Raw genomic sequence first — 6137 nt, 5'->3', positions numbered from 1 at the left:
CAGGCGGGCGATATCGGCCTCGGAGAAGCGATAGGTCTTGAGATTGGCCAGACTGAACCACGCGACGCCATTGTCGGGTCGCGCGACGAGCGAGGCCTGATAGTCGGCAAGGGCCTCGGCCTGACGCCCCGTGACCTTCAGCGCATTGGCCCGCCACAGGCGCAGGTCGGCGGCCTCCGGTCCCGCAGGGGGCGTCGTGGCCAGCAGCCGTTCATAGAGGTCGATGACCGGCTCATGATCGCCCAGCGCCACCGAGGCCGCGCCATAGTGTTTGAGATAGTCGCGATTGTCCGGATCGACGCGTAGCAGGTGCTCGGCCTCCTGTCGCGCCGCCAGAGGCTTCTGAAGGTGCAGCAGCACCATGCCGTAATCGAAACGCGCCGCGTGATAGTCGGGGGCCAGTTCCAACACCTGCGCCAGCAGCGCCTCGGCCTCTTCGGACGCCCCGCGTTCAAAGCAAATGCGCGCCAGAAGGCGCAGAGCGCCGACATTGCCGTCCGCCTGCTCCAGATAGGTCCGCAGCACCTCTTCGGCCGGTTCCAGATCGCCGTCGGCATAGAGGCTGTTAGCCACCACAATTTCCGGCGGCAGTTGGCGCAGCGTCTCCAGATGCCACTCGGCGGCCTCCGCCTGCCCCTTGTCACCCATCAGCCGGTAAAGCTGCGCCAGCATATCCCAACTGGCCGGCAGGGTCGCATTGAGCGCCACGGCCTGACGCAGGGCGTCGATGGCCGCCGGGGCGTTGCCCAATTGAATCTGGCAGTGAGCACGTTCCTGATAAAGGCGGCTGAAACGCGGATAGTGCGCCTCCAGTTCTGACAGGGCGTGCAGGGCGTCAGGCAGCCGCTGTTGCGCGCGCAGGGTCTGGGCGTCACGCAGGCGACGGTCACGCTCGGCCATCAGGCTCATCGTGCGCCACCGCGCAAAAAGGGCGCAAGCCACGCCGGGTCCGGCTGATCAGCGTCGTAATATTCAAAGATCAGATGGATGCGGTCGCAGTCGCCCGCATTGCGCACCCAGTGCGGCCCCAGATTATCGACCTCGACGGCCTCGCCCACCGCGAAATGGCGCTCCGCCCGGCCGAAAAAGGAGACGACGCCGGGATTTGTGGTCAGGGGCACATGGATCTTGTGCGGCCATTTGGCAGCCGGATTGGCGTCGATATGCGGCTGGATAACCCCGCCCACCGGCATGCGTGCCAGCATGACGCGCGGAAAGACGCCGCGGGCATAACCATAATCGCGCACCGCCGCCGTAAGCACCGGCTCAAGCCGCGCGCGCCAGCCCGCCCATAGCGGCCGGTCGTGCGACCCGCGCCAGTCACGCGGACTATCGACAAAGCGAAAGACGATATGACGGGTGTCTTCGAGTACACCGAACTTGTTGGGCTTGGCCGCATTTTGCGCCGCCCACACGGCTTCGGGAATGCTTAGAACGGCTTCGGTCAGGGCCGCCACATCGACCTTTCCGAGCGCGCGCACCCCCGTCGTCTTGCGCGGATTGGCAGCGGGTTCGCTCATTTGAGGCCTTCGAACGTATAGCCAAACAGGTCGATATCCAAAGCGTAGCGCGCCGCGACAGCGTCTTGCAAGCTCCGGTCATAGTAGTGGCGATAATCGCCGTGACGACTGCCGTTGACGCGGTCGAGCGGGCGGGTTGCCAGACCGATCTGCGCACAGATGGCGTCATAAGAGCCCTGCATGTCTTCGACACGCCCGACACGGTCGGTCAGGAGGGTGTGCCCGTCGGCATCGACCAGCAGAACCGACTGCGGCTGAAACAGGATATGACCCTCCGGCGGCGCGACGAACAGGAAATGCTGCATCACGTCGCGCGGTCGCTGCGCGAAGACGTCGCTGTCGCGCGTCATGAAGGCGCAATAGGAGACGAAGCGGTCAAACGGATTGCGCACAAAGGCAAATTTGAAATAGGCGGCAAAGGCCTCTTCGCCCAGATGGGGCCGGACCTGTTGCAGAGACAGATGGCCGTGGCGGATGGCCGCCAGATCGTCCCACGGAAAGCGCTTGTTGACGAACAGACCCACCTGCTCAACATCCTCATTACCCATCTGCTCGCGCAGGGCCTGCCGCACCGAATGGGTGCCGGTCTTGGGGACGGCGGCGAAGATGAAGCGATGACGGTGGGAAACGATCATGAACGCTCTTGTACAAAAAGGCAGAAGACGCCCCCTTCCTGAAGAAGAGGGCGTCCACCGGGTCGATTAGAACTTATAGCTGAGGCCGACCATGTAGGTGGCGCCGCTCTGGTTCTGGTTATAGAGGTAGCGGTTCTGACCCCAGAACTGCGTATCCTTCTGATTCGTCAGGTTGATGCCGTTCAGGGTGAGCTGAAGCTGCTTGCTGACATTCCAGAAGGCCGAGGCATCGACATAGGTGCCTGCCTCAAACCCACGGGTGCTGGCACTCATCACAGAGTCGTTGCGACCACTGTACCACAGGTCACGATGGCTGAGCGAGGCGCGCGCGCCCCAAATCTCGGTTTCGTAAAACACCGTGGCGTTATAGCTAGTCTTGGAAATGCCGGTGATCTTTTCCGGAATATCCAGCGACGTATAGTTGGCCTGCATACCGAACTTATCGAACGGCACGGGCAGGAAGGTGAACTGCGCCTGACCGGCCAGTTCGATCCCCTTGATGCGTTGCGTGCCTTCAATATTGATCGGCATGGAGAAGTCGTTGATGATCGTATTCGCCGTCGCACCGGGGATCGAAGAGATGGGAATACCCGCCTGGGCAAAGGTCAGGGCGTTGTTATCCTTTGAGCTGTAATCGGCAGACCCGATGAAGTTCTTGACGTCCTTCTGGAACACACCCGCCGACAGCAGGCCGACATTGCCGAAGTAGTATTCAACGGCCAGATCGAGCGTCGTGTCCTTATAGGGCTTCAGGTTCGGATTGCCGCGCGACGCGCTGATTTCGCCGCTGGTCTCGTCCTTGAAGGCGCTGCCCTTGGCAGCCATCGAACCCATACCCGGACGGTTCAGGTTCTGCGTGGCCGAGAAGCGCACCATAACTTCCGGCGTCATTTCGAGCACCGTGTTCAGGGTCGGGAGGACGCCGCTGTAGCTGCCATCCACATCTGTCGTGCCAAGATAGGCGTAGGAGTCGCCCTGAATCCAGCCTGTCGAGTTGGTGTCGGTCTGATAGCCGCGAAGGCCGACATTACCGCGGAAGCGCTTTCCGGCAATGTCACTGTCCCAATCCGCCTGCACATAGACCGAGGTCGTCTTTTCGCTGGTCGTATAGACGTTTTCGATGTCCTGAAGCGCGCCGCCCGTCCCATCGGTATTCGGGCCAAAGCGGTGATATTCGTTATACTTGGCAAAGGTCTTGGCGTAGTCACCGATCAGCCACGAACCGAAGTTGTTGGTGAAGACCGTCGTGACGTCGGCCACCGGCTTGCCGCGCATCTTGCTGCGGGTGCCGTTGACATTGTCGTCATAGAACTTGTCGATGCCGTCCTGAGTGAATTCGTGATAGGCCACGCCCGCACGCAGGGTCCACACGTCCGACAGGGAGTAACGACCATTAAAGACGGCTTCCTTCAGCTCCGAAGAGTTATTGAAACCGCGATAGTAGAAGGAATCGAGGGCATAGTTGGCCGGATTGGTCGTATCCCAGCCCGGATACTGGAACGACGCCGAACGCCCGTCCGAACCGTAATTGGCGATCAGGTTGCCCTTGGCGCGCATATAGAGCTTGTCATCATAAGGCGTTTCGTAGGTGGACTTTTCATAACCGATATGACCGTCCAATGACAGGCGATCGGAGAGGTCCCACTTACCGGTCAGCACCAGCTGGTTGAACTTGTTTTCGTTCAGCGAACGGCGATTTTCGCTGCCGAAGGTCATGTTCGTCACGTCAGTCATGGTGACGTAGTTGCTGCTGTCCCAGGCGATATTGTTGATCACCGAATTTGTCTGGAACGCGGCCGGCCAGACACCGCCAGCGGCAGTATCAAAGGCCACTGAACCCGTGGAAGCCAGCGGGCGGGTAGCCAGGTGCAGTTCACTGCGCTTGGTCTTGAATTCGCCATGCAGGGCATCCAGCGTCAGGAGCAGATTTTCCATCGGCTTCCATTGCACGGCGGCGGTGACGCCCAGACGTTCCATCTCGGCGTTCCACGACGAAATGCGGTTGCCGTCGGCGAAATAGAGATCGCCCGACAGGAACTTGGCCTGCTGCGCGGCGCTGAGTTTGGAGATATTGAGGCCCTTGGTTACCAGACCTGACAGGGTCGAAGCGCTGGGCTTCGAGTAGTTATAGGTGTTGTGGCCCTGCTCGGTCGTTTCGCGCTTGCCATAAGCCACCGACAGAGTGACGCCAAACACGTCGTCCCAGTTGCGGCTGTAGAGGGCGGCGATGCGCGGCTGGGTGTCTTTCGTGTACTCATTGGTGCCGATTTTCACCGAAACGGCACCCTTGGTCCCCGGCGCGTAATCGAAGGGCTTGCCCGTGAACAGGCCGACCGTACCGGCCATGCCGCCCTCGTGCTGCGCGGCCTGATAGGTCTTTTCGACCTCGACGCGCGAGAAGAGTTCGGAAGCGAAGATGTTGAAGTCAAAGGCGCGGTCGCGCGAACGCTGGCCACGGCTGTCCTGCGCCGAGTCCACATTGCCCAGCACTTCCATGCCGTTGAGCTGCACGCGGGCAAAGTCTGGCCCCAGACCGCGAAGGCTGATGCGGCGGCCTTCACCGGCTTCGCGGTTGATCTGCACGCCCGGCAGACGTTGCAGTGATTCCGCCAAGTTCAGTTCCGGGAACTTGGCCATGTCTTCGGCGACGATCACGTCCTTGATGACGTTCGATTCACGCTTCAGCTTGCGCGCCTTGGTCAGCGAGCCGCGATAGCCCGTGACAACGACGGTGTCGATAGTGTCGCTTTCGGCCTGACCGGCTTTGGGAGCGGCGGGCGTTGCGGTCTGCGCGTAGGTCGGCGCAGCCATGAAGAACAGCGCGCCAGCGGCGGCCCCTGTCATAAGCATCTTCATAGAATGTCTCCGTGAGTGAGCGCGCCGAGCGATCGCGATGCACGGAAGATGCCCCCCGCGGCCGGCTGCGGAGGACACAATTAACGTTTGTTTGTGACAGATGTGTATTTCAAGCGCCAAAATGTGAGATTATGTGAGCTTTTTACGCAACGGTGTTGGCCAAAAGCTGAAAACCACATTCTTTAAAAGTGTATTCACACACGCAAAAAGAGGGCGAGGGCACCGTTTCCCGCCTCAGGCGACCAGAATCTCGACCTCGTTGAGCGCCTCAAGCAATTGCGGCGGTGGCGTCTGATCGGTGACGAAAATGTCGATCTGCCTGAAATCGAGCGCCTTTATAATGCCCTGCCGCTCGAACTTTGTGGAATCGACCAGAGCCACCACGCGCGAGGCCTGTGCACAGATCGCCGATTTGAGCGAGGCTTCCGGAAAATGGAAGTCGAGCAGACCGCGCCGTGAGTCCACGGCCCCGATAGCAAAGAAAGCGATTTCCGGCGTGAACCGGCCCATAAAGGCCTCGGTGTCCGGGCCAAAGCACGACTGATAATCGTAGTCGATTTCGCCGCCCGCAAAGTAGACCTTGCAACCATTGCGTCCTGTCATCTCACGCGCCACGTCCAGCGCATTGGTAATGACAATCAGGTTGCGCTGTTTGGTCAGGGCGCGGCTCAGCCAGTAGGAGGTCGATCCAGAGTCGATCAAAATGGTCATACCATCTTCGACAAGGGCCGCCGCTTTAAGCGCAATAGCCTGTTTCTTCTCGGCATTCTGATTGCGGCGAACCAGATACGGGGCCTCGGCCGCCGTTTCCTTCAGCGTGACCCCGCCGCGGACGCGGAAGGCGAACCCCTCCTCTTCGAGCTGGCGGATATCTCGGCGGATAGTCTCATCGCTGACATCAAAACGCTGCGCCAGATCGGTGATGGTACAGGTGCGGTGCACCTGAAGCAGGTTATAGATTTCAGACTGGCGGGTATCCTGAAGCATACGGCCCCGAGGGAGAATAAACATACGACGCTTCTGTTGTGTTTTGTTTTGCCGCAGCCTGTCAATGGCGTCCGCGGTCAAACGGTTCAGGGCCAGCCTGGGCGCACCCCTTATACGAGGCGGCAACAGGCGCGAGAAA

Annotated in this window: 5 protein-coding genes; all 5 read right to left on the bottom strand. The window is 60.3% G+C overall.

The genetic code is table 11. From position 1 onward, the window contains the following. A partial coding sequence (locus tag Q0072_RS12975) for a tetratricopeptide repeat protein (protein ID WP_298330848.1) occupies positions 1-909 on the bottom strand: 909 nt, incomplete at its 3' end. Further along, positions 906-1520: an aspartyl/asparaginyl beta-hydroxylase domain-containing protein gene (locus Q0072_RS12970; RefSeq protein WP_298330845.1), complete on the bottom strand. Its 615-nt coding sequence runs from the start codon at positions 1518-1520 to the stop codon at positions 906-908. The genes Q0072_RS12975 and Q0072_RS12970, both read right to left, overlap by 4 nt. After that, a complete protein-coding gene (locus tag Q0072_RS12965) occupies positions 1517-2155 on the bottom strand; it encodes a sulfotransferase family 2 domain-containing protein (RefSeq protein ID WP_298330842.1) in 639 nt (212 codons plus the stop codon). The genes Q0072_RS12970 and Q0072_RS12965 overlap by 4 nt, the downstream gene beginning before the upstream one ends. Positions 2156-2221: 66 nt before the next feature. Then, complete coding sequence (locus Q0072_RS12960; RefSeq protein WP_298330840.1) at positions 2222-5011, bottom strand: TonB-dependent receptor; 2790 nt, start codon at positions 5009-5011, stop codon at positions 2222-2224. 234 nt (positions 5012-5245) lie between these two features. Beyond that, positions 5246-6022 (bottom strand): DeoR/GlpR family DNA-binding transcription regulator, encoded by a 777-nt coding sequence (locus tag Q0072_RS12955; RefSeq protein WP_298330837.1) that lies wholly within the window; start codon positions 6020-6022, stop codon positions 5246-5248. Positions 6023-6137 lie beyond the last annotated feature (115 nt).

The organism is Asticcacaulis sp. (assembly GCF_027484505.1).
In the GTDB taxonomy this organism is placed as follows: Bacteria; Pseudomonadota; Alphaproteobacteria; order Caulobacterales; family Caulobacteraceae; genus Asticcacaulis.
Note: the sequence above shows the minus strand (reverse complement) of the source record. Positions and strands in the feature narration are given on the sequence as shown.

Bases quoted from the DNA above. Each gene is read 5' to 3' on its own strand.
- Q0072_RS12960 (WP_298330840.1), bottom strand. From the start codon at position 5,011: ATGAAGATGCTTATGACAGGGGCCGCCGCTGGCGCGCTGTTCTTCATG.
- Q0072_RS12965 (WP_298330842.1), bottom strand. From the start codon at position 2,155: ATGATCGTTTCCCACCGTCATCGCTTCATCTTCGCCGCCGTCCCCAAG.
- Q0072_RS12955 (WP_298330837.1), bottom strand. From the start codon at position 6,022: ATGTTTATTCTCCCTCGGGGCCGTATGCTTCAGGATACCCGCCAGTCT.
- Q0072_RS12970 (WP_298330845.1), bottom strand. From the start codon at position 1,520: ATGAGCGAACCCGCTGCCAATCCGCGCAAGACGACGGGGGTGCGCGCG.